We start from the raw sequence: 23,246 nt of genomic DNA, 5'->3' as shown, positions 1-23,246 counted from the left end.
GGGGGACCCCTGGGCGGCACCGGGTGGGCGCGAGCGGCACCCCGCGAGCGGCGGTGAGCGAAACGCCCGGCACCAGCCCCCCGCACGGTTCACGCCCTCTGAGCGAACCCCCGGAACCAGCCCCCCCCGGCACCAGCCCCCTCGGCACCAGCCCTCTCGGCACCAGCCCCCCCGGCACCAGCCCCCCGGCACCAGCCCCCCCCCGCACGGGTCACGCCCTCCGCAGGAGGGTCCTCCGCCGCGGTGCCGGGCCGGCGCGGTGCTGCCACCACGCCCGCAGTCGCCGCCGGGAGGCCCGGTCCGCCGGCCGGCCCTCCCGCAGCAGCCGGCCCGCGAAGTCCAGCGCGTCCCGCCGGTACCCCCCTGTCATCGGCTGCTCCTGCGCGTACGCCAGGAACGCCGGACGGTACGACTCGCCCAGGATCTCCGGCAGCTCCGGCGCCACCTTCGCCACCACGTCCGCCCGCTTCCCGGCCAGCGCCCGCGCCTGCACCCCCATCCGCACCCGGTCGAACCCCTCCGGCACCGGCGTCCCCGCGACCAGCGACGACAGCACCGCGGCCTGGGCGAGTCCGACCCGCTGCCGGGTGGCCTCGGGGACGGCGGCCACGGGCACCGGCCCGCCGAGGCGGCTGTCGGCGGCGGCCGTCGCGCCGCCCGCCGCCACGGCCGCCCGGATCGCCGTCAGCTCCCGTTCCAGTTCGGCCGGTTCCGGGAAGTTCTCGTCGCGCTCCAGCAGGACCCCCGGCGGCGCGACCCGGGACGCGAGGTCGCCCAGGATGTCCAGGACAGCCGGCGGCACCGGGTGGGCGTGGCTGTCGTGCCAGACGCCGTCCCGCTCGAAGCCGCCGGCGACATGGACGTACGCGATCGCCTCGACGGGGAGTTCGGAGAGCGCCTTGGCGGGGTCCTCGCCCCGGTTGACGTGGTTGGTGTGCAGGTTGGCCACGTCGATCAGCAGCCGTACCCCGGTGCGGTCGGCGAGGTCGTACAGGAACTGTCCCTCGGTCATCTCCTCGCCGGGCCACGCGATGAGCGCGGCGATGTTCTCGACGGCGAGCGGCACGGGCAGCGCGTCCTGCGCGACGCGGACGTTCTCGCAGAGCACGTCGAGGGCGTCCCGGGTGCGCGGGACGGGCAGCAGATGGCCCGCCTCCAGGAGCGGCGACGCGGTGCGCGGGCCGCCCGCGCGGACGAACGCGATGTGCTCGGTGACCAGCGGAGCGGCCAGCGCCTCCGCCCGCTCGGCGAGCGCCCGCAGCCGTTCTCCGTCGGGGCGGTCCGCGCCGCCGAGGCCCAGCGAGACGCCGTGCGGGACGACCGTCACGCCCCGCTCGCGGAGCCGCCGCAGCGACTCGGGCAGGTGACCCGGGCAGGTGTTCTCGGCCACGACCTCCACCCAGTCGACGCCCGGCATGTGTTCCACGGCGTCCGCGATCTCCGGCCGCCAGCCGATCCCCGTTCCCAGCCGCTCCAGGACCATGGTCCTCCCCCTCCTCCGCCGAGGCCGTCGTCTTCGCGTCGGCGGGTGACGGGGGTATGGCCCCGGAGCGCGCCGGCGAACCGTGTTGCCTGCCGCTTCAGAGCAACATTTGAGGTTCGGCGGCGCGCTCCGGGGAGCCGATGGGCTACCGGCCGACCCCGCCCACGGAGTCCTCCGGGTCGGGGCGCCCGGTGTTCACCGTGCCCGGCGCTCCGGGCGAGGGACTGGACGTCGTCCGCACGTCGCCGCTGGCCTGCGCGGCCGGCGCGGAGGGCGCCACCAGCCCCGGCGCCGGTACCGCGGGGCCGGTCGGGCTGGCCGTGGTCGCGTTGGCGATCTCGTTGGCGATCGCCTCGAAGTCGACCTTGCCGGTCTTCTCCAGGATCGTGATGTGGTCCAGCACGGTCTGGTTGGTGTCGGAGGCGAGCTGCCGCACCAGGCTGTTGCGGGTGGTGTTCCGTACCGTCCCGATCGCCGGGAAGATCTTGCCGTGCGCGGCCCGCAGCAGGTTCACGAACTTGTACTCGTACTCCGCGCCGGTCGCCGACGACATCTCCTGGAGCCAGCCCTGCTGCTGCTCGTTGGGGACGTTGGGCAGCTCGACGTTGAGTTTGGCGGCGACGATCCGCACCCGCCTGTCCAGGTCGGTGTGACCGACGATCAGATGGTCGCCGGCCTCCTTGATCGCGGCGCTGGGCGCCCGCTGGACGGCCTGCTGTCCGGCCGGCAGCTCCCACAGCCCGGCCAGCCTGACCCGCACGATCAGATCGCGGTCGGCGGCCGTGAGCGGCCCCCACTCGGTGTTGACGGTCCCCGCCGCCACGTTCGCCTGCCCGGTGCCGGCACGGTCGCCGTACGACCACACGGGGTACACGAGCGCGCCGACGGTCCCGGCGAGTGCCGTCAGGATGAGGGCCGTTCCGTTCAAACGCCGCAAGGATTCCTCCCCGTGTCGCTGGTTCAGTGCCAGGACGTACGGCCGCACCCGCGACGCTGTTCAAACAAACGGCAAAGTTTCCCAGGGAATTCAAAAATCCCCAGCTCGGCGCTGGGCGAGCGGGCCGCTTCGGGCCCGATCGTGGTCGGCGGGACGGGAGTCGGACGACGTCTTCCCCCACGAGCGGCTCGACGGACCACGGTCCGTGCTCGCCCGGAACGAGGTCCTGTCATGGCCGGACCCGCCCGGAGCCGCCCCGCGCGGCCGCTCCGCCGCGCTGACGGAACCGGCCCGGCCGTGAGCGGCCCGTCAGGGGCGCCGCAGGCGGCCCAGCGGAGCGAAGTTCTCGCCGCCCTCCGCGGCGACGGTCAGGCCGGGAGCGATCTCGGTGAACCCGGCGTCCCGGACCAACGGCAGTTCGCTGCGGGCCAGTTCACGCCACTCGGCCGGATCGGCGGTCCGTACGGCGAGCGGGAACCCGGCGTCCCGCCAGGCCGTCCGCTCCTCCTCCGACAGTGCCCACCAGGCCAGTTGGGCCCCGTGTCCGGCCTGCGCCATGGTCTTCCCGGCCGACATCTCCACCCCGGGGTTCAGCCAGAGCACGGGCGCGGACGGGTCGGCGCCGACGGGCGGCTCGGGGTCCTCCAGTTCGGTCCCGGACACCTGTAGCTTCGCCAGCTCCCTGGGCCACCCGTCCAGGGGAACCGGGGGAAACACCCGTACCTCCGCGGACTTCCCCGTCAGGGTGATGCCGGGCAGTTCCCCGGCCCGCCGCCACTCGGCGCCCCGGGCCCGCCGCACGACCTTGCGGATCCGGGCGTCCTCCCAGTCCCGGACGGCCTGTGCCCACTCCCCGTCGCCGAGGGCGCGCTCGTCACTGAGCATCGTCAGCACGGCCCGCGCGGCGGTCTCCAGGGCGTCGGTCCGGGCAGGCGGGGCCGACTTCTCGATCCGCACGACGAGGGGCAGCACGAACTGGGGTGCTTCGTCGCGTGCGGTGGGTTCGGTCCGGAAGGGGCTGTCGCCGGGTGACTTCGAATCAACGCTCACCACATCACCCTAAAGGGCGCCGGGCGTGGCGGTCCCCGGCCCCGTCGCCGGGGGAGGGGACCGGCCCGCGGACCGAGACGACGCGTATCTCCGAGGCGAAACCGCACGACAATACGTCCATGTACCGTGATCTTGAACTGGCCCGCGTAGGCCGCCGGTACGGCATACGCGGCCCCTGGGTGTTAAGAGGCGTGGACCTCGTCATCACCCCCGGCACGCTCACCCGCGTCGAGGGAGCCAACGGCACCGGCAAGTCCACCCTGCTCCGCCTGGTCGCCGGCATCGACCGGCCCACCGAGGGCCGCATCACCGGCCGCCCCCGCACCGCGTACGTACCCGAGCGCTTCCCGTCGGCGCTCCCGTTCACCCCCGCCGGGTACCTCACCCACCTCGGCACCGTGCACGGCCTCTCCCGCCGCACGGCGACCGCCCGCGCGGCGGACTGGCTGGAGCGGTTCGGCGCCGCGGACCACGCGGCCACCCCCATGGCCCAGCTCTCCAAGGGCACCAGCCAGAAGGTCGCGGTCGCCCAGGCCCTGCTCGCCGACCCCGAACTCCTCGTCCTGGACGAGGCCTGGACCGGCCTGGACGCCGAGGCCCGCGAAGAGCTGGAGCGGGCCGTCGCGGAGCGGACCGCGGCCGGGGGCGCCGTCGTCTTCGTCGACCACGACCCACGGCGCCTGGCGGGCGCCCACACCGCCGCCTACCGGGTCGTCGCCGGCGGCCTCGCACCCCGCGCCGCGGAGGAGACCGCCCCCGACGGCCCGCTCACCGTCGTCACCGTCCGGGGTCCCGCCGGCGGCCGCCTGCCCGCCGACGCGACCCGTGCCGCGGTGTCCGCGACGGAACCCGTCGCCGGCTCCTATCGTCTTACGGTTCCCACGTCCCACTCGGACGTGGTCCTGCGCGCCCTCCTCACGGCCGACCCGCCCTGGCACGTGGTCACCGTGGGCCCCGCGGCCGCCCCGGCCCCGGCCGTCCCTCCGGACGAGAAAGACCGCCCATGACCGCACTCCTGCGCTACCAGACCGCACTCCTGCTGCGCTCCCAGCGCTGGCTGCCGCCGGTGATCCTGTACGCCGTGTTCCTGGGCGTGGGCGTGCAGAGCGGTCAGCCGGTGCTGGACTCGCTCGGCTACACCGCCGCCGCCCTGCTGCCGGTGGCCGCCTGGCTGGTACGGATCTGCGTCACGGGCGAACCCCCGGCCGCCCGCGCCTGTGTCACCGCGGCGACCGGCCCGGCCAGGGCGCACCTGGCCGCCCTGCTCACCGCCCTGGCCGCGGCCGCGCTTCTCGGCACGGCGGCCACCCTGGTCGTGACGGTGATCAGCCGGCACGCCACCAACGACCACCGGCTCCCCGTACCGCCCCTGCGGGCCGGAGCCGCCGGTCTGCTGGCGACCCTGGCCTGCGCGCTGCTCGGCACCGCCGTCGGGGCGCTCACCAACCGGCCGCTGCTGCGCTCACCGGGCCGGGCGGTGCCCGCGATGCTGCTGGCCGCGCTGCTCGCGACGGTGGCCGCGGGCTCCCCGGCACGGGCGGCGGTGAGCGGCCTGGTCACCGGCTCGGAGTCCGGCCGGATCCCGGTCTCGCCGCTCCCGACGGCCGCGGCGGCCCTGCTCGCCGCCGTCGCCTTCACCGTGGCCTGCTTCCTCGACGGCCGCCGCTCACCCTGAACAGGCGCTCCGCTGCGCCTCCTGCCACTCGCACCGCGGGCACAGGGTCACGCCCTTGTACGACTCCGGGTACTCCGTAGGATCCCGGCACAGCACGCACTCCGCGTACGGCGGCCCGTCCGCCCTCGGTGGCCGCGCGGTCCCGGCGATCGTGCAGTAGTCGCTCTCGTCGCTCATCCCTTCAGCGTAGGACGGTCACCGGTGGCCCGGTGTCTCCCCGATCAGCTGGGACACCTTCACGAAGCGGAAGCCGCGCTTGCGGAGCTCCGGTACGACGTCGCGGACCACCTGCTCGGTGGTCGGGGCGGCGCTGCGCGTGCAGTGCATGACGACCACCGAGCCCGGCTTCACCCCGTCCAGCACCTGCTTGGTCACCGCGTCGGCGTCGGTCGCGAACGCGTCCCCGCTCACCACGTCCCACTGCACCGCGGTGACCCCGAGCCGGCCGACCGCGCGCAGCGCCTGCCGGTCGTAACAGCCGCCGGGGAAGCGGAAGTACGGCATCGGGTGCGGCACGCCCGCCCGGAGCAGTGCCGTGTAGGCGCGCTGCACGTCCGAGGTCATCCTGTCGGCGGAGACGGTCGGCAGGCCGTAGCAGTCGCCGGTGAAGGCGTAGTGGCTGTAGGAGTGGTTGCCGACCTCGAACTGCGGGTCACGGCCGAGGGAGCGGGCCTGGTCCGGGTACTGGTCGGCCCAGCGGCCCGTCATGAAGACGGTGGCCGGCACCTTCAGCCGGCGCAGGGTCGCGATCAGTGCCGGGTTGTCGAAGTGCTCGCCGGCCGCGGCGCGCGGCCCCTGGTCGGCGGTCATGTCGGCGTCGAAGGTGAGGGCGACGGTCCTGCCCAGGGTGCGGGGGCCGTTCATGAAGACGGGGGCCGCGCCGCCCGGGCCCGCGGGGAGGGTGGGCGGCTTCGCCGGCTTCGTGGTGGGGGCGGGCCTCGCGGGAGCAGGGCTTCCGGACTTGGGCGCCTGGGCGGAGCCACAGGCGGCGAGCGCGGCGCCCAGGGCGCAGACGGCGGTCGTACCGGCAATACGGCGTACTAGTCTGATCACCATACGAACGTAGGGCGGAATATCGGGTTTTTCCGGTCGGCGCGGCGCCGGGTCACCCGGGCGGCGGCTGGGCCGGACCGGCCGGACCGGGCCCGGGTCCGCCGCCCGGCAGGGGGTGCTGGGCCCTCTCCAGGAAACGCAGCAGTTCCACCGGGAAGGGCAGCACCAGGGTGGAGTTCTTCTCGGCCGCCACCGCCACGATCGTCTGGAGCAGCCGCAGTTGCAGGGCGGAGGGGGTGCCGGCCATCTGCTGGGCGGCCTCGGCCAGCTTCTTCGAGGCCTGGAGTTCGGCGTCGGCGTTGATGATCCGGGCCCGGCGCTCCCGGTCGGCCTCGGCCTGCCGGGCCATCGAGCGCTTCATGGTGTCCGGCAGCGACACGTCCTTGATCTCGACCCGGTCGACCTGCACTCCCCAGCCCACGGCCGGGCTGTCGATCATCAGCTCCAGGCCCTGGTTGAGCTTCTCGCGGTTGGAGAGCAGGTCGTCCAGGTCGCTCTTGCCGATGATGGACCTGAGCGAGGTCTGGGCCATCTGGGAGACGGCGAACTTGTAGTCCTCGACCTTGATCAGCGCGCTGACCGCGTCGATCACCCGGAAGTAGACCACCGCGTCCACCCGTACCGTGACGTTGTCGCGGGTGATGCCCTCCTGGGCCGGCACCGGCAGTGTCACGATCTGCATGTTGACCTTGTGCAGCCGGTCCACGACCGGGATCACCAGGTTGAAGCCGGGCTCCCGCACCTCACCGGAGACGCGGCCGAGCCGGAACAGCACACCCTGTTCGTACTGCTTGACGACCCGTGCACCGGCGGCCAGGTACAGCACGCCGAAGCACAGGGCGGCCACCACCGCGGCCAGCAGCTCCTGAATCATCACGACCCCCGGAAAAAGAGGACCGATTTGTCTGATGCTGCAACGATATGCCCGGCGGGAGGGTGGGGCCACGGTCGCCGGAGATCAGGTCCGGGCCGGGGTGCCGAGGGGCGTCGGCACCCCGGCCCGGGAGCGGCCGCCGGTCGCGGCGGCCGGGTCCCGGGGCCGCGTGCGGGCCGCGGCTCAGGTGGCCGGGAGCTTCGCCGGTCCGGGGCCGGACGGCACCGGTTCGGCGCTGACCCGCACCGGTTCGGTACCGGCGTCGCTGTGCCGCTCGGCCCAGCTCTCCAGCGCGGTCCGGCAGGCGTGGTCGAGATGGTGCAGCCCCGACAGGTCCACCCGGATGGGGCGGTCCTGCGGCAGCGACTCCAGGCTGTCGAGGATCTTCGGCAGCCGCAGGAAGGTCGCGTTGCCCGACAGGTGGGCGTCGATGGGTCCGGCGCCCTTGTCGACGACCTCCAGCCTGAGGTGCGAGGCCTCCCAGGCGGTCTTCACGATCGACAGCGCCAGACCGATGAGGACCCCCTCGAACATGCTGACCGCGACGATGGACACCGCCGTGACCACCAGGATCAGCGCCTCGCCCCGGTGCTCGCGCCAGAGCGCGGCCAGCGCCCGTACGGGGATCAGCTTGGCGCCCGAGTAGACCAGGATCCCGGCCAGCGCCGGGATCGGGATGTAGCCCAGGGCACCCGGCAGCAGCGCCGCGAACAGCAGCAGCCAGAGGCCGTGCATGACCCGGGACGCCTTGGTCCGGGCGCCCGCCTGGACGTTGGCCGCGCTGCGCACGATCACCGCGGTCATCGGCAGGGCCCCGAGCACCCCGCAGAGCGCGTTGCCCGCGCCCTGGGCGACCAGCTCCCTGTTGTACTGGGTGCGCGGGCCGTTGTGCAGCCGGTCCACGGCCGCCGCGCTGAACAGCGACTCGGCGGACGCGATCAGCGTGAACGCGACGATCGTGCCGATCACCCCGAGGCCCGCCAGTTCGCCGAAGGCGCTGAGCGACGGCGGCTGCACGGAATCCAGCAGCCCCCGCACCTCGACGGTGGCGACCGGCAGGCTCAGGAGGAGCGCGGCCAGGGTGGCGAGACCGACGGCGGCCAGCGGGCCGGGGACCGTACGCACCTTCGCCGGGGCGTACTTCCACAGCACGAGGACCGCCACGGTGCCCGCGCCGAGGGCGAGCGAGGCAAGCGCCCCGCCGTCCCCGAGGGCGTCCAGGAACGCCCCGGGCAGCCCGGCTATCTTGCCCGGCCCCGATTCGGGCGCCTTGGCGGCGAGCGCCGGATACAGCTGCCCGGCGATCAGAACCAGCCCGATTCCGGCCAGCATGCCCTCGACCACCGAGACCGAGATGGCCCGGAAGTAGCGTCCCAGCTTCAGGACGCCCATGGTGATCTGGAGGACGCCGGTGGCGAGCACGATCACGCCGAGCACCGGCAGCCCGAACTCTTGCACCGCCTCGTAGACGAGCACGGTCAGACCGGCGGCCGGCCCCGACACCTGAAGGCTGCTGCCCCGCAGCATCCCGGTGACGAGACCGCCCACGATGCCGGTGACCAGGCCGAGTTCGGCCGGGACACCAGAGGCGACGGCCACGCCCACGCACAGCGGGAGCGCGACCAGGAAGACGACGAGAGAGGCGGCGAAGTCCTGACGTATGTATGGGAACTTGGTCATCGTGGCGCTCACAGGGCCTCGAAGGTGTCGGTGCCGGCGCGGTGTTCGCGCACGGCACCGGTGTGGACCTCGTAGTACCAGCCGCGCAGGGTCAGTTCGCCCCGTGCCAGCTTCCTGTCGATGAACGGGTAGGAGCGCAGCCGCAGCAGCTGGGCGAGCACATGGCTCTGCACGCCCTCGGCCACGGCCGGGTCCTCCGCCGCCCCGCTCGGGCGCGGCTCGGCGCTGGCCAGCCAGTCCCGCACGGCGGGTACGGCGGTCAGGTCGTCGCCGCGCACCAGCGCGCCGACGGCGCCGCAGTGCGAGTGCCCGCAGACGACGATGTCGCGGACGCCGAGCACCTCCACCGCGTACTCGATGGTGGCCGCCTCGCTGGTGGGGTGGACCGAGGCGTACGGGGGGACGATGTTGCCCGCGGTGCGCAGCTCGAAGAGCTCGCCCGGCCGGGCGCCGGTGATCAGGGCCGGGACGACCCGGGAGTCGGAGCAGGTGATGAAGAGCACCTGTGGGGACTGGCCTGCCGCGAGCTGGGCGAACTCCTCAGGGCGCTGTCCGAACGTACGGGCGTTGTCGATGAGGGGCTGCATGGTGTGTGGACTCCTCCTGGCGCGCCGGAACGGCGCGTCGGGCTTGCACGACGGTTGTGGGGGGGGTGAGCCGGGACCGGACCGGTCTCTCAGCAGCGGAAGACCTGGAGTGCGGCCGCCGAGTGGGCTCTGGATGCTCTGAAGGCGCGTCGGTGCTTGGCCGAGGGGGTCGTCGAGGCGTGTATGGCCTCGGTGTGCCGGGCGGTGGCCGGACGGTCGTCGGCGCAGCCGGCGGTGGCGGTGCGGTGGCGGTCCGCGCTCTGCGGCGGACCGGGCGGCTCGCCGCACAGTCCGTGGTGGCGGAGCGTGTGCGAGCCGTTGCGTACGGCGTTCGCCGGGGGCTTGGATCCGGGCTGGGCCTTGGCCTCGGTATGACTGAGAGTATGCGCGGCTGCGAAGGTTGCCGCGGGAGCGAAGAACTGGACGGCGAGCAGGGCGGCGGCCAGGAGCGAGATCACGGTCCGGGCCGTCGTACCTCGGAACATGAGCCCCCCTCGCGGCAGTTCACGCCTCTCGTGTGCACCAAGCACGGGTCAACGGTTGGTCAAGAAACACGTTAACCCCGCAAAGTCGTTTGCAGGGTTAACTCCGTGTTGCGACCCGAAGAGAGCGTGAAAAGCGCCGGTGGCGTGGCCTGATCAGGCTCTTGACACCAGTTCCTTGCCGTCCCGGGCGAGCGCGGTGAGCCGGGATATCGCACGGAAGTACTTCTTGCGGTAGCCGCCGTTCAGCATCTCCTCGCTGAACAGCCTGTCGAAGGGCAGCCCGGAGGCCAGTACCGGGACCTCACGGTCGTAGAGCCGGTCCGCGAGGACCACCAGCCGCAGCGCGGTCGACTGGTCCGGCACCGGACGCACGTCCGTCAGGCAGACCGCCGCGAGGCCGTCGGTCAGCGCGCCGTACCTGCTGGGGTGCACCTTGGCCAGGTGGTCGAGGAGGTGCGGGAAGTCGTCGAGCGACGCGCCGGGCGTGGCGTACGCGGCCTTGGTCACCTGCTCGTCGGAGTACGGCGCGGGCGCCTCGGGCAGGCCGCGGTGGCGGTAGTCCTCGCCGTCGATGCGCAGCGTGCGGAAGTGGGCGGACAGGCCCTGGATCTCGCGCAGGAAGTCGACGGCCGCGAACCGGCCCTCGCCGAGCTTGCCCGGCAGCGTGTTGGAGGTGGCCGCGAGCGCCACCCCGGCCTCGACCAGCCGCGCGAGCAGGCTCGACACCAGGACCGTGTCGCCGGGGTCGTCCAGCTCGAACTCGTCGATGCACAGCAGACGATGGCCGGACAGGGTCCGCACGGTCTGCTGGAAGCCGAGGGCGCCGACCAGGTTGGTCAGCTCCACGAAGGTGCCGAACGCCTTCAGCGCGGGCTCCGCGGGGGTCGCGTGCCAGAGGGAGGCGAGCAGATGGGTCTTGCCGACGCCGTAGCCGCCGTCGAGATAGACACCCCGGGGCCCCGCGGGCACCTTCGGCGCCCTGGCCCTACCGAGGCCGAGGAAGCCGCGCTTCCCGCCGCCCGCCGCGTGCGCCCCGCCGAGACCGGCCGCGAAGCTTTCGAGGACCCGTACGGCCTCGGTCTGGCTCGGCTGGTTCGGGTCCGGGAGGTACGTGGCGAAGCGGACCGAGTCGAAGCGCGGCGGCGGCACCATCTCGGCGACCAGCCGGTCCGCGGGAACGTGCGGCGCGCGGGCGCACAGGGACAACGGGGCCGCGTCGGCTATGGGGCTGACCTCGGAAGCGGCGGGAGAAGAGGACACGGTCACCCATGCTAGTTGCCGTGCCACACTGCACGGCATGCGACGCCTGTTCCCTGTGACCGAAGAAACAGCAGCCCAGGCCTCCGGCGGTGCGGCCGGACGGGAGCGCGAGGGGGAGTGGAGCCTCGCCGAGCTGGCCCTCGCCTACGCCTATCCCGAGTCCGCGGGGCGCCAGGCGTGGCTGCGGGCCAACATGGTCTCCACCCTGGACGGGGCGGGCCAGCACGACGGGCGCTCACAGCCCATCTCCGGCGCGGCCGACATGCGGATCTTCGGCACCCTGCGGGGGCTCGCGGACGTGGTCGTCGTGGGTGCGGAAACGGTACGGCAGGAGGAGTACCGGCCGGTACGCGCGCGTGCGGAGTTCGCGGGGGCCCGCGCCGCGGCGGGGCAGACGGAGGTCGCCGCGGTCGCCGTGGTCACCGCGAGCCTGGATCTCGACTTCTCGCTCCCGCTGTTCACCTCGCCCCTCGTGCCCACGCTGATCCTGACCGGCGCGGCGGCCGCGCCCGACCGGGTCGCCGCCGCGGAGAAGGCCGGTGCCCGGGTGGTGACCGCCGGGGACGGCATGGGCGTCGACCCGGCGCGCGCGGTACGCGCCCTCGCCGACCTGGGCCACACCCGGCTGCTCACCGAGGGCGGCCCGCGGCTGCTCGGCCAGTTCATCGCCGCCGGGGTCCTCGACGAGCTGTGCCTGACGGTCTCCCCGATGCTCACCGCCGGGGCCGCGCAGCGGATCTCCGGCGGACCCGGTGTCGCCGTGCCGCACCGCCTCGAACTAGTGTCCCTCCTGGAAGAGGCCGGATTCCTGTTCGGTCGCTACCGCCGGTCCTGACATCAGCGGAATCTACCGTTCCGCTTAGCTTTCGGCGGGCACACTGAATCCGGCAGTACCCGTGCGATCACGGGGCAGGATGGTTTCCGCAGGGTGCTCGGCCCCGCGGAGGACAGAGGGCCGAAGCGGCCCTCTAAGGAGAAGAGGCGCCTGGTGTTCACAAGCGTTCTGATGATCGAGAAGGCCCTGACGTCCGCCGACGTGGAGTTCGTCACCACCTTGCACGGGGACGAGCAGGTCGCCTTCCACGTGCTGCTCCAGCCGCGCGGCGACCAGGCGGACCGCCTGCTGCGGGCCATCGACGACATCGCACTCGGCGAACTCGACGAGGCCGCTCGCGAGCGGGACACGCCGGAGGGGGACGCAGCGAAGGGGCCGGCCGAGCAGGCGCTGGACGTGTCGCTGACGGCCCTGCGGGCGACCGGGAGCGCGGCGGAGGGGCGGATGGTCGAGGACCACCCGCTGGACGCGCTGCGGAAGCTGGTGGAAGAGGTGGGGGCGGACGAGGTCATCGTGCTGACTGATCCGCACTATGTGGAGGAGTTCTTCCACAGAGACTGGGCGTCGCGGGCGCGGCACAAGGTGGGGGTGCCGGTGCTGAAGCTGTTCTCGCACAGCAAGGCGTAGAGGTCGTGGGGGGGGAGGGGAGCGGTGCGGTGCGGTGCGTCTGTGGGTGCGGGTGCGTCGTGGCTGATCGCGCAGTTCCCCGCGCCCCTTGCGGGGCGCTGATGCCCGCGCCCCTTGCGAGGGGGTCGGGGGCCCAGCGCATAGGCTAGGGACGCTTTCGCACGTCATCGTCTCTGGGGAGAACCACATGGCACCCGGCCTTCCTGCCGCCATGGACCGACCGCACTTCATCGGCATCGGCGGCGCCGGGATGTCGGGGATCGCCAAGATCCTCGCCCAGCGCGGGGCCGCGGTGGCCGGCAGCGACGCCAAGGAGTCGGCCACCGCCGAGGCGCTGCGGGCGCTCGGTGTCACCGTGCACATCGGGCACGCGGCCGGGCACCTCGCCGACGACGCCAGCTGTGTCGTCGTGTCGTCCGCGATCCGCGAGGACAACCCGGAGCTGGCCCGCGCGGCCGAGCTGGGCATCCCGGTCGTGCACCGGTCGGACGCGCTGGCGGCCCTGATGGACGGGCTGCGCCCGATCGCTGTCGCCGGCACCCACGGCAAGACCACGACCACGTCCATGCTGGCCGTGTCGCTGAGCGAGCTGGGGCGGAGCCCGTCGTACGCCATCGGCGGCGACCTGGACGCCCCCGGCTCCAACGCCCTGCACGGCGCGGGTGAGATCTTCGTCGCCGAGGCGGACGAGTCGGACCGCAGCTTCCACAAGTACGCGCCCGAGGTCGCCATCGTCCTCAACGTGGAGCTGGACCACCACGCCAACTACGCCTCGATGGACGAGATCTACGAGTCCTTCGAGACCTTCGCCGGCCGGATCGTGCCCGGCGGCACACTGGTGGTCAACGCCGACCACGAGGGCGCCCGGGAGCTGACCCGGCGGGTCGCCGGCACCGTGCGCACGGTGACGTACGGCGAGGCCGCGGACGCCGACGTGCGGGTGCTGTCGGTCGTACCGCAGGGCCTGAAGAGCGAGGTGACGGTCCTGCTGGACGGGGCCGAGCTGACCTTCGCGGTCTCCGTCCCCGGCCGGCACTACGCGCACAACGCGGTCGCCGCGCTCGCCGCGGGCGTGGCCCTGGGTGTCCCGGCCGCCGAACTCGCTCCCGCCCTGGCCGCGTACACCGGGGTCAAGCGGCGCCTCCAGCTCAAGGGCGAGGCGGCCGGGGTGCAGGTGATCGACTCCTACGCGCACCACCCGACCGAGATGACCGCCGACCTGGAGGCGATGCGCGGCGCCGCCGGGGACGCCCGGATCCTGGTCGTCTTCCAGCCGCACCTGTTCTCCCGCACCCAGGAACTGGGCAAGGAGATGGGTGAGGCGCTGGCTCTCGCGGACGCGTCGGTGGTCCTGGACATCTATCCGGCACGCGAGGACCCGATCCCCGGGGTCACCAGCGAGCTGATCATCGAGGCGGCGCGGGCCGCGGGCGCCGACGTCACCGCCGTGCACGACAAGGACGAGGTGCCCGCCGTGGTCGCGGGAATGACCAAGCCCGGTGATCTGGTTCTCACCATGGGCGCGGGCGATGTGACCGACCTGGGCCCGAGGATCCTGGAACGCCTGGCGAAGTAAGGGGCTGAGACTCATGTCGTACGACGTCGAGAAGCCGGACGAGCAGTGGCGCGCGGAGCTGGGGCCGGCCGAGTACGCCGTGCTGCGCCAGGCCGCGACCGAGCCGGCCTTCACCGGTGAGTACACCGACACCAAGACCAAGGGCGTGTACTCCTGTCGCGCCTGCGGTGCCGAACTCTTCACCTCCGACACGAAGTTCGAGTCCCACTGTGGCTGGCCGTCCTTCTTCGACCCGAAGGACACCGACGCCGTGGAGCTGATCGAGGACCGCTCGCACGGGATGGTCCGCACCGAGGTGCGCTGCGCCCGCTGCGGCTCCCACCTCGGCCACGTGTTCGAGGGGGAGGGCTATGCCACCCCGACCGACCAGCGGTACTGCATCAACTCGATCTCGCTGCGGCTGACGGCCGACGAGAGCTGACGCGCCGCACCGCCGACCTTCCCGCACCCCGCCGCCCTTCCGGGCGGCGGGGTGTTCTCGTGTGCCCGTCGGCCGTGGCCGCACCGTCGATCGACATTGTGCAGTCTATTGACCGACGTGAAAAAACTGCCCTACATTCGTCGCGTTCCAGGCGGTGCCGTCCCCGCGCCGCGACCGCCGCATCTCCCGCACCGTTCGAAGGGGAGCACCCGTGTCCACTGAAACGCGTTCGCCGTCCGACCCCCCGGCCCTTCGCAAACCGTCCGGGCCGCTGCCCGTCGGCACCCTCGTCGCCGGCTGCTTCGCGGTCTGCCTGGCGCAGATCGCGCTCGCCATGCCGGCCACCCTGAACGGACTGTTCCAGGAGGATCTGCACCCCGTCGGCTCGCAACTGACCTGGATCTCGGACGCGTTCCTGCTGCCCGTCACCGTGCTGGAGCTGACCTTCGGCGTCCTCGGCGACCTCTTCGGACGCAAGCGGCTGCTGGTCGGCGGCGGCGCGCTGCTGGTCGTCGGCGAGGCGCTGGCCGCGGCCAGCACCGGCATCCACATGCTCTGGGTGGGCCAGGCCATCGCCGGTCTCGGCGCCGCGGCGCTGTTCCCGACCTCGCTCGCGGTGATCGCCGCCGGTACCCACACCGCCCGGGACCGCGCCCGCACGATCACGATCTGGGCCGCAGCCCTCTCCAGCGGCGGATTCGTCGCGCCCGTCCTCGGCGGCATCACCGGCAACTACGGTTCCTGGCGCTGGGCGTTCATCGTGGTCACGGGGCTGGCCCTGGTCAGCACGGTGCTCAGCCAGCTGCTGGCGCAGAACTCCAGCGCGCCCGAGGGCCGCTCCCTCGACCTGGCCGGGCAGATCACCATCGGCGTCGGCATGTTCGCGCTGCTGTACGCGGTGATCCAGGGCCCCTCGGACGGCTGGACGGCCACCCCGGTGGTGATCGCCTACGTGGTCGCGGCGGTCTTCATCGGGCTCTTCCTCGCCGCCGAGAGCCGGGCGGCCGCCCCCCTGCTGCGCCTGGACCTCTTCAGGAACCGGGCCTTCGCGGTCGCCTCGTTCGTCGCCGTCGTCGGCATGTTCAGCTACCTCGGGACGGCGTACGCGACCAGCATCCGGCTCGGCCCGATCCAGCACCAGAGCCCGCTGCGCGGGTCGTTCGCGTTCATCCTGCTCAACGCCTGGACGCTGGTGCTGCTGCCGCTGATCTCGCGGCTCCTGGAGAAGGTCAGCGCGCGCTGGGTGCTGGGGGTGGGCCTCGCCCTGATGGCGGCGGGCGACTTCACCGCCGCCACGCTCTCGGTCCACGACCGCGCCCTGACCTCGCTGATCCTGCCCATCGGCCTGGTCGGCATCGGATTCGCCCTCACGGTCTCCTCCATCACCGCCACCGCCGTCAACACGGTCGAGGTCCACTACGCGGGCATGGCCAGCGCCTCGACCAGCCTGCTGCGGGACTTCGGCTTCACGCTCGGCCCGGCCGTCATCGGGGCGGTCGCCCTCAGCCGGGCCGCCGACGAGTTCACCCGCAAGCTCGCCGGGTCCGGCCTCGGCGACCAGGTGAAGGCCGCGGCCGGGCAGGTGGCGGCCGAGGGCGGACCGCTCGCCGTCAACTCCGTGCCCGCGACCTCCCCGCCCGGCGGCGCGGCCCCCATCGCCCTGGAAGCCCTCGGCAACGGCTACGCCGTCGGTTACGTGGTCTGCGGCATCGCGGCCCTGGTCTGCTCGCTCCTCAGCGTGGTCGCCCTGCGGGGCAAGGCCGAGGAGACGGCGATGGAGGGAATCACGGCAGAGGAGGAGACCGCGGGCATCTGAGGCAGGCCTTGGGCGGGTCCGGGGCGAGGTGGTTCGCCTTGGGCGGGTCCGGGACGAGGTGGCTCGCCTTGGGCGGGTCCGGGGCGAGGTGGCTCGTCTCAGGGGCCGGGACTAGGGTGGACGTGCCACCGAGCAGCCGGCTGTGACCTGCCGAGGGTGGACGAGGAGGGCGAGCGGTGGCCACCTTGATCTCAGTCAACGTGGGGATGCCGAAAGACGTCTCCTGGCAGGGCAGGACCGTGTACACCGGCGTGCACAAGCAGCCCGTGTCCGGGCCGCGGATGGTGAGACGGCTCAACATCGACGGCGACGGTCAGGGCGACCTGGACGGCCACGGCGGGGAAATGCGGGCCGTGCTGGTCTACCAACTCGACTCGTACCGCTTCTGGTCCCGGGAACTGGGCCGGGACGACCTGACGCCGGGCAGCTTCGGGGAGAACTTCACGGTCGACGGGCTCCCCGACGACGAGGTGTGCATCGGCGACCGCTACCGGGTCGGCGAAGCCCTTCTGGAGGTCTCCCAACCGCGCGTCACCTGCTACCGGGTCGGCATGCGCCTGCGGGAACCGCGCATGGCGGCGCTGCTGGTGGCCCACCACCGGCCCGGCTTCTACCTGCGAGTCGTCGAAGAGGGCGAGGTGGAGGCCGGACAGCAGATCGTCAAGGTCTCCACCGGCCCGGAGGCCATGACCGTCGAGGAGATCGATTCCGTCCTGTACCTCTCCGGTCACACGCCCGACCAGGTGCGCCGTGCCCTGCGCATTCCGGCTCTCAGTCCCGGCTGGCAGGGCTCGATGCGCGCCCTGCTCGAACAGGCCGACAAGGGCGCCACCGCCTCGTCCGGCAGCGCCGGCCTCACCGTCGCGGCCGGCGTCCCGCCCCCGGCGTGGCGCGGCTTCCGTCCGCTGACGGTCACCGACGTCCACCCCGAGAGCGAGGACGTGGTCTCCCTGACGCTGGCCGCGGCTGACGGTTCCGCCCTGCCCGCCGCGCTGCCAGGACAGTTCCTGACCGTGCGGATGCGCGCGGCCGAGGACGGGACGTCCGTGATCCGCAGCTACTCGCTGTCGGGCGGGCCCGGCACGGGTACGTACCGGATCAGTGTGAAGGTGGAACCCCACGGCCTGGCGAGCGCCTACGTGCGCGCGCACGTCCGGGCCGGCGACAGCCTGGAGTTCGCCGCACCGCGCGGCACCTTCTGCCTGCCCGGCGGTGACACACCGGTCGTGCTGGTGTCCGCCGGCATCGGGGCGACTCCCGTGCTGGCCATGCTGCACTCACTGGCGGACGCCGCCTCCGGCAGACAGGTGTGGTGGCTGCACGCCGCCCGCAACGGCCGTGAGCACCCCTTCGCCCAGGAGGTGCGGGACCTGGTGGCACTCCTGGCCGACGCCCGGTCCGTCGTCTACTACAGCAGGCCCGGCCTCGCCGACGAGCGTGGCAGGGACTACTCGGAAGCGGGCCGCATCTCGGCCGAGCGGGTCCTCGGCCTGGGCCTGCCCACCGATGCCGACGCCTACGTCTGCGGACCCGCGGCCTTCATGGACGGCATGACCGAGGCGCTGGTCAAGGCCGGTCTGCGGCCGTCCCGCGTGCACACCGAGAACTTCGGCGGCGGCCCCTCGCTCACGCCGGGGATCAAGGGCACGTCCGCGGTGCGGACGCCGCACCGGCCCGAAGGCGCCCCGGGCACCGGTCCCAGCGTCTCCTTCGCCCGCAGCGGACTGACCGTCCCGTGGAACGACGACCGGAGCTCCCTGCTGGAACTGGCGGAAGCATGCGATGTCCCGGTCCGCTGGTCGTGCCGCACGGGGGTCTGCCACACCTGTGAGCTCGCCATGATGTCCGGGGCCGTCGACTACTCCCCGGACCCGGTCGAGCCACCGGGCGACGGCAACATCCTCATCTGTTGCAGCAGACCCGCGCGGGACGTCGTCCTGGATCTCTGACACCTGCCGTCCCGCGGGCGGTCCTGCCCGGCGGACGCCGACCGGTGCCGTCGTCATACGGGCGTGGCGGTCGGTGTCTGTCCGGCCGGTGCCGGGGCGAGCGGGAGCGTCAGGGTGAACGCCGTCGTCCGGTCCCGCTCCTCGTCCAGCGTGATCGTCCCCCCATGGGCCTCCACCAGCGCGCGTGCCACCGCCAGCCCCAGACCGCTGCCGCCGCGGTCGCGGCTGCGGGCCTTGTCGACGCGGTAGAAGCGGTCGAAGACCCGGTCCCGGTCGCCGGGCGGAATGCCGGGCCCCCGGTCGGTGACGCGGACCGACGCCGAGCCGGCGGCGACCTCGACCGTCACGGCCACCGGGGTCCCGGCGGGTGTGTGCACGGCCGCGTTGGTGAGCAGGTTGTCCAGGACCTGGCGGATCCGGACCGGGTCCAGGCGCAGCGGGACCGGGTCAGGACCGGCCGTCACCGTCAGGGGATGGTCCGCGTGCGCCGCGCGGAAGGCGTCGGCGGCCTCCCGGACCAGCTCCGTCAGGTCGGTGTCCTCCAGCCGCAGCGGGGTCTCCACCTCGGCGGCGTCCAGACGGGCGAGGAGCAGCAGGTCGTCGAGGAGCACGCCCATCCGGGCCGCCTCGGCGCGCAGCCGGGCCAGGTGCCTGTCGCGCTCCTCGGGCTGGTTGGCGGCCGCGTACTGGAAGAGGTCGGCGTAGCCGCGTACCGACATCAGCGGGGTGCGCAGTTCGTGCGAGGCGTCCGCGACGAAACGGCGCAGCCGCTGCTCGGCCTCGGCGCGCACGGCGAGCGAGTGGTCGATGTGTTCGAGCATCGTGTTGAACGCGGTGCGCAGTTCCTCGACCTCCGGACCGCCGCCCCGCTTGGCCGCGCGCAGCGGCAGCCGGGCCGCCGACTCCGTCAGGTTGTGCGAGGCGATGCCGTGCGCGGTGTGCGCCATGTCGCTCAGCGGCTCCAGACCGTGCCGCAGCAGCCGGCGGCCGAACACCACCAGCGCCAGCAGGGCCAGCCCGAAGGCGACGACCTGGACCGTGACCAGTTGTCGTACCGTGTCGTCGATGCTGTCCATCGGGGCGCCGCTGACCAGCACCACCCCCGGTTCCACCGCGCAGCCGCGCAGCCGGTACTCGCCCTCGCCGGTCAGGTCCCTGGTGCGCAGCACCTCGGTACCGGCGGCGATCTGCGCCTTCGCCACCGACGTGAGGTCGGCGATGTCCGCGGGCAGGTCACCCGTCTCCTCGGGCCTGCGCAGCACCGGGGTGCCGTTCGAGACGTCGTACACGGCGTAGTACCAGCGGTAGTACTTCTTGCCCTGGAGGGAGCCGTTCTGCTCGATGCTCTTCGACTGGGCGGTCTGGGCGAGCCCGAGCTGGCTGTCCAGCTGGGCCGACAGGTAGTCCCGCATGTAGGTGGTCAGGGCCGTGCCGACGACCGCGAACACCACCAGGGCCAGCGCGCCGAGCCCGAGCGCCAGCCGGGTGCCGAGCCGTGTGCTCCGGTACGACCGCCGCAGCCGCCCGATCACTCCGCCGCCTGCCGGCGTATGACGTACCCGAAGCCGCGCACGGTGTGGATCAGCGGCTCCCCGCCGGCCTCGTCCATCTTGCGGCGCAGCCGGCTGACGACCAGCTCCACCACGTTCGAACGGCCGCCGAAGCCGTACTCCCACACGTGGTCGAGGATCTGCGCCTTGGTGAGCACGGTCGGCGACCTGCGCATCAGGTAGCGCAGCACCTCGAACTCGGTGGGGGTCAGGGAGAGCAGCCGGTCGGCGCGGCGGACCTCGCGGGTGTCCTCGTCCATGGTCAGGTCGGCGACCCGGAGCACCGAGCGCTGGAAGCCGGGTCCGGCGCTGCGCCGCAGCACGGTCCGCAGCCGGGCCATCAGCTCCTCCACCGCGAACGGTTTGACCAGGTAGTCGTCACCGCCCCGGGTGAGCCCGGCGACCCGGTCGGCGACCCCGTCGCGGGCCGTGAGGAACACCACCGGCACCATCGTCCCGGAGTGCCGCAGCCGGTCCAGGACCCCGAAGCCGTCGAGGTCGGGCAGCATCAGGTCGAGCACGACGATGTCCGGCCGGAACTCGGCGGCCCGGACCAGCGCGTCCTCGCCGGAGTACGCGGTGACCGCGTCCCAGCCCTCGTACCGTGCGACCGTCGCGACCAGGTCGGCGATCGGCGGGTCGTCGTCCACGACGAGGAGTCGTACTTTTTCCACCCGCTCATATTGCGCCACCCGGCCGTGGACACCAGACCCGAGCTCACACAGAGAACACATCGATAACCAGTTGAAAGCACCCCGACAGGAAAACGACAGCAGCCACGGGTGAAGCTCGACTCCCAGGACCCGATCAAGGAGCTGCCGACCCGTGACGACCGTCCAATCACCCCCTGCGCCCCCCACGGCGATACGCCCCAGGGTGGTGGCCCGCACGGGCCTGTACGCCGTGCTCGCCGTGAACGCGGCCGTGGTCGCCTGCTTCTTCGCCCAGGCGGGCTTCGCCTCCAACGCCCTGATCGTCATCGGCCGGCTCTTCGGTCTGTACGGCGCCCTCGTCATGGCCTTCCAACTGGTGCTGGTGGCCCGGCTGCCCTGGCTGGACCGCCGGATCGGCATGGACCGGCTGACCTCCTGGCACCGCTGGACCGGCTTCGCCCTGCTGTGGACGCTGCTCGCGCACGCCGTCTTCATCGCCTTCGGCTACGCCGACGGCGCGGGCGTCGGCCCGGTCACCGAGGTCGTCGACCTCGCGGAGACCACGGAAGGCGTGCTCCGGGCCGTCGTCGCGCTCGGCGTCATCCTCGTGGTGGGCGCCGTCTCGGCCCGCTACGCCCGCCGCCGCCTCGCCTACGAGACCTGGCACTTCGTCCACCTCTACACCTACGTGGCCGTGGTGCTGGCCTTCAGCCACCAGGTCGCGGTCGGTACGACCTTCACGTCCTCGTCCGCCGCCACGGCGTACTGGTACGCGGTGTGGGGCGTCGCCCTCGGCGCGGTGGTCACCGGCCGTGCCGTGCTCCCCCTGTGGCGCAACCGCCGCCACCAGTTCCGGGTCTCCGCCGTCGTCCCCGAGTCCGACAACGTGGTCTCGGTCCACGTCACCGGCCGCGATCTGGACAGACTGGGCGCCCAGGCAGGCCAGTTCTTCCTGTGGCGGTTCCTGACCAAGGACCGCTGGTGGCAGGCGAACCCCTTCTCCCTCTCCGCCGCCCCCGACGGTCGTACCCTGCGCCTGACCGCCAAGGCCGCCGGCGACGGCAGCGCCGCCCTGCGCCACCTGAAGGTCGGCACCCGGGTCTTCGCCGAGGGCCCCTACGGCGCGTTCACCACCCTGCACCGCCGCAGGGCCGAGTCCCTGCTGATCGCCGGCGGCGTCGGAGTGACCCCCATCCGCGCCCTCCTCGAGGACCTGGAAGGCCACGCGGTCGTCATCTACCGCGTCGGCTCCGACCGCGACGCCGTCCTCTACGACGAACTCCGCGACCTCGCCGTCGCCAAGGGCGCCGAACTGCACCTGGTCACCGGCCCGCCGGTGCCCGACAGGCTGGCCGCGCGCGAACTGGCCCGGCTGGTGCCGGACATCGCCGACCGGGACGTCTTCCTGTGCGGGCCGCCCCCGATGATGAACGCGGTGCTGCGCAGCCTGGGAGACCTGGGCGTGCCCAAGCCGCAGATCCACTTCGAGCGTTTCAGCCTGGCGGGATGAGAGAGACACCGTGAAGCGAGCCATACCTGTCGTCGTCCTGAGCATCGCGGGCCTGATCCCCGTCTGGCGCTACGAGCCGTCGGTCGGCGGTACGACGTCCACCACCGCCGAACCGGCCACGACCCCGTCCGCCGCCACCCCGTCCACTGCCGCGACCGGCGCCTCGGGCACCACCGCGGCCTCGGGCACGGTCGTCAAGGGGACGACCGTCAACACCGACAAGGGCCCGGTCCAGGTCCAGGTGACCTTCTCCGGCGACCAGATCACCGCCGTGAGGATGCTCCAGCAGCCGGACCACCCGCAGACGACGGCCGCGGTGCCGGTGCTGATCTCGGAGACGCTGAAGGCGCAGAGCGCGGACATCGACACCGTCTCCGGCGCCACGATCACCAGCGACGGCTACAAGGAGTCCCTCCAGGCCGCGATCGACGCGAAGGGCTGATCATGCGCCGGGTCGAACACGTCATGGGTTTCCCGGTGTCGCTGCGCATCGACGACGACGGGGACTTCGAGGAGGCCGCGGACGCCGCTTTCGCGTGGCTGCGCGAGGTCGACGAGCGGTTCAGCCCTTTTCGGCCGGACAGCGAGGTCTCCCGGCTCGACCGGGGTGAGCTCGCCGGGACGTCGGTCTCCCCGGACCTCGCCGAGGTGCTCGCACTGTGCGAGGAGTACCGGCTGGCGACCGGCGGCGCGTTCGACGTGCGGCTGCCGGGGCGGGGCCTCGACCCGTGCGCGGTCGTCAAGGGCTGGTCGGTGCAGCGGGCCGCGGAACTGCTGTCGGCGGCCGGGGCGCGGCGGTTCGTGCTGAACGCCGGGGGAGACGTGGTCGCCTCCGGCGGACCCTGGCGGGTGGGGGTGCGGCACCCCGAAGACGCCGACCGGCTGTGCGCGGTCCTGGAGTTGACCGACGGCGCGGTCGCCACCTCCGCCCGCTACGAGCGCGGCGACCACATCATCGACGGCCGCACCGGGCGTCCGGCGACCGGCCTGCTCAGCGTCACGGTCGTCGCCCCGACCCTGACGGAGGCGGACTCGGTGGCCACGGCCGCCTTCGCACTGGGCGCGGAGGGCACCGCGTGGGCGGCGGCCCGGCCGGGCTGCGAGGTGTTCGTGGTGGACGCGGAGCGGTCCGTGCTGCGGACGGCGGGGTTGCCGGTCGCCGGGGAACCCTCGGCAGCCGCCTGATCCTGCGATCGCCCGTCCCGCCCGTCCCGCCCGTCCCGCC

At 73.0% G+C, this 23,246-nt stretch carries 23 protein-coding genes; 11 read left to right on the top strand and 12 right to left on the bottom strand.

Going from position 1 to position 23,246, the window contains the following annotated elements:
* Nucleotides 1–211: 211 nt before the first annotated feature.
* From AAW13_RS37005 to AAW13_RS36995, 3 genes are all read right to left on the bottom strand, one after another.
* Nucleotides 212–1,477 (bottom strand): MbnB/TglH/ChrH family RiPP precursor modification enzyme, encoded by a 1,266-nt coding sequence (locus AAW13_RS37005; RefSeq protein ID WP_206306343.1) that lies wholly within the window; start codon nucleotides 1,475–1,477, stop codon nucleotides 212–214.
* A 151-nt stretch (nucleotides 1,478–1,628) separates the two neighbouring features.
* A complete protein-coding gene (locus tag AAW13_RS37000; protein WP_046734767.1) occupies nucleotides 1,629–2,420 on the bottom strand; it encodes a DUF4142 domain-containing protein in 792 nt (263 codons plus the stop codon).
* A gap of 309 nt (nucleotides 2,421–2,729) precedes the next feature.
* On the bottom strand, nucleotides 2,730–3,473 hold the full coding sequence (locus AAW13_RS36995) for an aminoacyl-tRNA hydrolase (protein WP_071659809.1): 744 nt from the start codon (nucleotides 3,471–3,473) through the stop codon (nucleotides 2,730–2,732).
* 116 nt (nucleotides 3,474–3,589) lie between these two features.
* On the opposite strand from AAW13_RS36995, the gene AAW13_RS45270 reads away from it, so the two are divergent.
* Together AAW13_RS45270 and AAW13_RS45265 are read left to right on the top strand one after the other, a co-directional pair.
* Entirely contained in the window at nucleotides 3,590–4,477 is an 888-nt protein-coding gene (locus tag AAW13_RS45270; RefSeq protein WP_046734822.1) for an ABC transporter ATP-binding protein, read from the top strand.
* Nucleotides 4,474–5,145, top strand: a complete 672-nt coding sequence (locus AAW13_RS45265) for an ABC transporter (protein ID WP_071659808.1) — start codon at nucleotides 4,474–4,476, stop codon at nucleotides 5,143–5,145. The genes AAW13_RS45270 and AAW13_RS45265 overlap by 4 nt, the downstream gene beginning before the upstream one ends.
* Here the strand turns inward: AAW13_RS45265 and AAW13_RS36980 are convergent.
* The 7 genes from AAW13_RS36980 to zapE all read right to left on the bottom strand — a co-directional run bounded on the left by AAW13_RS36980 (nucleotide 5,137) and on the right by zapE (nucleotide 11,084).
* The gene (locus tag AAW13_RS36980; protein ID WP_071659807.1) at nucleotides 5,137–5,322 is read right to left on the bottom strand and encodes a hypothetical protein; all 186 of its coding nucleotides are present in this window, start codon (nucleotides 5,320–5,322) and stop codon (nucleotides 5,137–5,139) included. The two genes, AAW13_RS45265 and AAW13_RS36980, sit on opposite strands and share 9 nt — an antisense overlap.
* An 18-nt stretch (nucleotides 5,323–5,340) precedes the next feature.
* Complete coding sequence (locus AAW13_RS36975; protein WP_071659806.1) at nucleotides 5,341–6,201, bottom strand: polysaccharide deacetylase family protein; 861 nt, start codon at nucleotides 6,199–6,201, stop codon at nucleotides 5,341–5,343.
* Between the two features lie 49 nt (nucleotides 6,202–6,250).
* Nucleotides 6,251–7,072 (bottom strand): slipin family protein, encoded by an 822-nt coding sequence (locus AAW13_RS36970; protein ID WP_071659805.1) that lies wholly within the window; start codon nucleotides 7,070–7,072, stop codon nucleotides 6,251–6,253.
* 183 nt (nucleotides 7,073–7,255) lie between these two features.
* Complete coding sequence (locus AAW13_RS36965; protein ID WP_046734198.1) at nucleotides 7,256–8,752, bottom strand: SulP family inorganic anion transporter; 1,497 nt, start codon at nucleotides 8,750–8,752, stop codon at nucleotides 7,256–7,258.
* Between the two features lie 8 nt (nucleotides 8,753–8,760).
* A complete protein-coding gene (locus AAW13_RS36960; protein WP_046734197.1) occupies nucleotides 8,761–9,339 on the bottom strand; it encodes a carbonic anhydrase in 579 nt (192 codons plus the stop codon).
* An 89-nt stretch (nucleotides 9,340–9,428) separates the two neighbouring features.
* Nucleotides 9,429–9,824 (bottom strand): hypothetical protein, encoded by a 396-nt coding sequence (locus AAW13_RS36955; RefSeq protein ID WP_046734196.1) that lies wholly within the window; start codon nucleotides 9,822–9,824, stop codon nucleotides 9,429–9,431.
* 153 nt (nucleotides 9,825–9,977) lie between these two features.
* Nucleotides 9,978–11,084, bottom strand: a complete 1,107-nt coding sequence (zapE, locus tag AAW13_RS36950; protein WP_046734201.1) for a cell division protein ZapE — start codon at nucleotides 11,082–11,084, stop codon at nucleotides 9,978–9,980.
* A 37-nt stretch (nucleotides 11,085–11,121) separates the two neighbouring features.
* On the opposite strand from zapE, the gene AAW13_RS36945 reads away from it, so the two are divergent.
* The 6 genes from AAW13_RS36945 to AAW13_RS36920 all read left to right on the top strand — a co-directional run bounded on the left by AAW13_RS36945 (nucleotide 11,122) and on the right by AAW13_RS36920 (nucleotide 18,308).
* A complete protein-coding gene (locus AAW13_RS36945; protein ID WP_046734195.1) occupies nucleotides 11,122–11,919 on the top strand; it encodes a pyrimidine reductase family protein in 798 nt (265 codons plus the stop codon).
* 171 nt (nucleotides 11,920–12,090) lie between these two features.
* A complete protein-coding gene (locus AAW13_RS36940) occupies nucleotides 12,091–12,546 on the top strand; it encodes an indole-3-glycerol-phosphate synthase (protein WP_046734194.1) in 456 nt (151 codons plus the stop codon).
* A 187-nt stretch (nucleotides 12,547–12,733) separates the two neighbouring features.
* Nucleotides 12,734–14,122, top strand: coding sequence for a UDP-N-acetylmuramate--L-alanine ligase (gene murC, locus AAW13_RS36935; RefSeq protein ID WP_046734193.1), 1,389 nt, complete (start codon nucleotides 12,734–12,736; stop codon nucleotides 14,120–14,122).
* A gap of 13 nt (nucleotides 14,123–14,135) precedes the next feature.
* Complete coding sequence (gene msrB, locus AAW13_RS36930) at nucleotides 14,136–14,543, top strand: peptide-methionine (R)-S-oxide reductase MsrB (RefSeq protein WP_046734192.1); 408 nt, start codon at nucleotides 14,136–14,138, stop codon at nucleotides 14,541–14,543.
* A gap of 211 nt (nucleotides 14,544–14,754) precedes the next feature.
* Nucleotides 14,755–16,359, top strand: a complete 1,605-nt coding sequence (locus AAW13_RS36925) for an MFS transporter (RefSeq protein ID WP_046734191.1) — start codon at nucleotides 14,755–14,757, stop codon at nucleotides 16,357–16,359.
* Between the two features lie 176 nt (nucleotides 16,360–16,535).
* Nucleotides 16,536–18,308, top strand: coding sequence for an MOSC and FAD-binding oxidoreductase domain-containing protein (locus tag AAW13_RS36920; protein ID WP_107483499.1), 1,773 nt, complete (start codon nucleotides 16,536–16,538; stop codon nucleotides 18,306–18,308).
* Between the two features lie 53 nt (nucleotides 18,309–18,361).
* Here the strand turns inward: AAW13_RS36920 and AAW13_RS36915 are convergent, their stop codons facing one another.
* Together AAW13_RS36915 and AAW13_RS36910 are read right to left on the bottom strand one after the other, a co-directional pair.
* On the bottom strand, nucleotides 18,362–19,840 hold the full coding sequence (locus AAW13_RS36915; RefSeq protein ID WP_046734190.1) for a sensor histidine kinase: 1,479 nt from the start codon (nucleotides 19,838–19,840) through the stop codon (nucleotides 18,362–18,364).
* On the bottom strand, nucleotides 19,837–20,532 hold the full coding sequence (locus AAW13_RS36910; RefSeq protein WP_071659804.1) for a response regulator transcription factor: 696 nt from the start codon (nucleotides 20,530–20,532) through the stop codon (nucleotides 19,837–19,839). Before AAW13_RS36910 ends, AAW13_RS36915 begins: the two co-directional genes overlap by 4 nt.
* 151 nt (nucleotides 20,533–20,683) lie before the next feature.
* Here AAW13_RS36910 and AAW13_RS36905 point away from each other — a divergent pair, with 151 nt between their 5' ends.
* From AAW13_RS36905 to AAW13_RS36895, 3 genes are read left to right on the top strand one after another with little or no spacing between them, the layout of a single operon-like run.
* Entirely contained in the window at nucleotides 20,684–22,021 is a 1,338-nt protein-coding gene (locus AAW13_RS36905; protein WP_046734188.1) for a ferredoxin reductase family protein, read from the top strand.
* Nucleotides 22,022–22,031: 10 nt separating this feature from the next.
* Entirely contained in the window at nucleotides 22,032–22,463 is a 432-nt protein-coding gene (locus tag AAW13_RS36900; RefSeq protein WP_046734187.1) for an FMN-binding protein, read from the top strand.
* A gap of 2 nt (nucleotides 22,464–22,465) precedes the next feature.
* Entirely contained in the window at nucleotides 22,466–23,206 is a 741-nt protein-coding gene (locus AAW13_RS36895; protein ID WP_046734186.1) for an FAD:protein FMN transferase, read from the top strand.
* The last annotated feature ends 40 nt before the right edge of the window (nucleotides 23,207–23,246 follow it).

Source organism: Streptomyces humi (genome assembly GCF_001005085.2).
Taxonomy (GTDB): Bacteria; Actinomycetota; Actinomycetes; order Streptomycetales; family Streptomycetaceae; genus Streptomyces; species Streptomyces humi.
The sequence above is the reverse complement of the archived record's forward strand: the minus strand, read 5'-3'. Positions and strand labels throughout refer to the sequence as shown.

Coding starts and splice junctions, on each gene's coding strand:
- AAW13_RS36895 (WP_046734186.1), top strand. CDS start 22,466: ATGCGCCGGGTCGAACACGTCATGGGTTTCCCGGTGTCGCTGCGCATC.
- AAW13_RS45270 (WP_046734822.1), top strand. CDS start 3,590: ATGTACCGTGATCTTGAACTGGCCCGCGTAGGCCGCCGGTACGGCATA.
- AAW13_RS36940 (WP_046734194.1), top strand. CDS start 12,091: ATGATCGAGAAGGCCCTGACGTCCGCCGACGTGGAGTTCGTCACCACC.
- AAW13_RS36975 (WP_071659806.1), bottom strand. CDS start 6,201: ATGGTGATCAGACTAGTACGCCGTATTGCCGGTACGACCGCCGTCTGC.
- murC (WP_046734193.1), top strand. CDS start 12,734: ATGGCACCCGGCCTTCCTGCCGCCATGGACCGACCGCACTTCATCGGC.
- AAW13_RS36945 (WP_046734195.1), top strand. CDS start 11,122: ATGCGACGCCTGTTCCCTGTGACCGAAGAAACAGCAGCCCAGGCCTCC.
- AAW13_RS36980 (WP_071659807.1), bottom strand. CDS start 5,322: ATGAGCGACGAGAGCGACTACTGCACGATCGCCGGGACCGCGCGGCCA.
- AAW13_RS36965 (WP_046734198.1), bottom strand. CDS start 8,752: ATGACCAAGTTCCCATACATACGTCAGGACTTCGCCGCCTCTCTCGTC.
- msrB (WP_046734192.1), top strand. CDS start 14,136: ATGTCGTACGACGTCGAGAAGCCGGACGAGCAGTGGCGCGCGGAGCTG.
- AAW13_RS45265 (WP_071659808.1), top strand. CDS start 4,474: ATGACCGCACTCCTGCGCTACCAGACCGCACTCCTGCTGCGCTCCCAG.
- AAW13_RS36955 (WP_046734196.1), bottom strand. CDS start 9,824: ATGTTCCGAGGTACGACGGCCCGGACCGTGATCTCGCTCCTGGCCGCC.
- AAW13_RS36970 (WP_071659805.1), bottom strand. CDS start 7,072: ATGATTCAGGAGCTGCTGGCCGCGGTGGTGGCCGCCCTGTGCTTCGGC.
- AAW13_RS36960 (WP_046734197.1), bottom strand. CDS start 9,339: ATGCAGCCCCTCATCGACAACGCCCGTACGTTCGGACAGCGCCCTGAG.